At 38.1% G+C, this 2,193-nt stretch carries 2 protein-coding genes; both read right to left on the reverse strand.

What is annotated here, in order from left to right; genetic code table 11:
• Positions 1 to 1,090: 1,090 nt before the first annotated feature.
• On the reverse strand, positions 1,091 to 1,969 hold the full coding sequence (locus Q0212_RS00520; RefSeq protein ID WP_297920668.1) for an OmpA family protein: 879 nt from the start codon (positions 1,967 to 1,969) through the stop codon (positions 1,091 to 1,093).
• A 12-nt stretch (positions 1,970 to 1,981) separates the two neighbouring features.
• A partial coding sequence (locus tag Q0212_RS00525) for a hypothetical protein (protein WP_297920670.1) occupies positions 1,982 to 2,193 on the reverse strand: 212 nt, incomplete at its 5' end.

A 2,193-nucleotide genomic window follows, 5' to 3' on the forward strand; every position in this document is an offset into this window, starting at 1 on the left:
GATCTACACAGGCGAAGACACTCTTTCCCTACACGACGCTCTTCCGATCTCATTCACGGTTGCTAATGTCCATGGTTGAACACAGTGTAATTGTCCACATGGTGCTGTAAAAACTCCTGTGTGTGGATAAAGTAGTTGTTGATATGCAGCAACATCATTATTTTGAGTGGGGGAAAATAAGCGCCAACCAGTTAATACCTGAGTCATATTTTCTTGGTTATTCAGCTTAGAGGGATCAACGGGGTAATCATAAATGGTGATTGGCTGTTGTTGTGATCGATAAAGATTAATAGCAGTATTTAGCTGTTGTGGTTCTGTCCAAGCTGTAGGGTTTGCTTGTTGAATTTTTAAGAAATCTTGATAGTTAAGTTCACTATAAGTGCCATATTGCCATGTCATGGCCTGATAAAATTGATCATAAGCCGTTTTAATAGACGTATTTTTAGCGATTGTTTCAGTCAAGTATTGAGCGATATTGGTTAGCTCTTGAGCTTGTTCTGCACTAATACCTGTTGCCGCACTACTATTGGTAAAAAAGTGAGCCATACTTGCATATTTAAAGGCTTGAAAATAACGAGTTAACTCTTCTTGTTGGCTATAACGGCCCCGTGCTTGAAGTTGGGAATAATCTATTTTGATATTTAAAATAGCAGAGTCATTTATCCCACTTTTCTGTTGAACTAAATCCCATTCATTATTGATTATTTCTAAGCCTTTAATCGGCTTAGGTGATTGATTAGTTAACAGACTATAAATAACAGCCACATAAGCATAGGCTTTTTTTTGTGCATTAGTTTTGAGTTTAGTTTTACTTAATTGTTGATAAAGCTGTTCGGTGAAGCTTTGAAAATGAGGAATTAACAACTCACGTTCTTGTTCAAGCACAGTACGTTGACGAATCAAACTATAACTGACCATTAATAAGTCTGGTGTAATTAGGTTAGCGACGGCTTGTTCACGGTTTTGTTGATAAACATCAAATAAGCCCAGATTAGGCTGGCTGACGCCCAAATTTTGCCATAACAGCAACGTAGCACCACATAAACTTTGTAGCCATAAACGACCGTGCACTAACATAATATGCATCCTATTAGGGATTAAGAATAAATTCGACACGTCGATTTAACGCATCTTGTTCTGGTGATAAAGTTGAGTAACGCGGCTCGTTTTCACCAACACCTTTGGCTTCTAAAGCATTTTTTAGCTGGGGTTGTTGTTTAATAAGAAGTTGTTTGACAGAGTTCGCTCGGCGGTCGGAAAGCTTTAAGTTATAGGCTGCATCCCCTTTACTATCAGTGTGACCAACAATCAGAATTTTATTCACACTAATATCCGTTAAACTATTGCCAATTTTACTGAGCAATTTCATGCCTTCGACACTGGGTTTATCACTATTAAAATCAAAAGGAATGCGATATTCGATGGCCAACGGTGCTTCAACAGCTAAGTCACGTGCACTACGTAAGGCTAATTTCAGCTCTTGGCCTGATAAAGGTTCGTTATTGACTTGTTCCTGAAAGCGTTCTTGTAATGCAATAAACTCCTTGGGAATTATAAATTCAGAGGCTTTTGCTTCAGCATAAACACTAGATAAACTCAAAATAACTGCACCACGATTATAGTTAGCATCTTTGTTGTATTGTGCCAGTTGGCTTTCGCTTTGACGTAAGAGAATACTGAAGCGTTTCTTGGCAAAATCAGGAGCTTGGCTATTTTGATTTAATAACGATAAAGCTTGTTTAAAGGCATCATATGCGGCTTGATATTGCTCAGCCTGCATCAATGTAACACCATAAGCATAATATAAACCTGTTTGACCCGTACACAGCTTTAGAGCTTGCTCATAATTGTTCAGTATAGCAGTAGAGTTTTGTGGCGTTTGCTGGATGAGTTCATTGGCTTTGGCACAATCATCTGCATAACTGATATTAGTTAATAACGCTAATAGAAAAAGACTGATTTTATGCATAAAAATAACCTTTTACGGAGCAGATGGAAAAGAGCGTAATTCAAGTTGTTGCCATGCTATATCTTTTTGACTGGTTAACAATTCATCAAGTGCAACAAGTTGAGGCGTATTAGGTAATAAGCTAACCATATTGGGTAACTCATCCCAATGGCGTGGTTTTTGCGGTAAAGCAAAAGCAACCACTTGGTCGACACCAAAAGGAGGAACAACACGAATCCAGTTTT

It is taken from the genome of uncultured Agitococcus sp., from assembly GCF_937920075.1.
GTDB lineage: Bacteria > Pseudomonadota > Gammaproteobacteria > Pseudomonadales > Moraxellaceae > Agitococcus.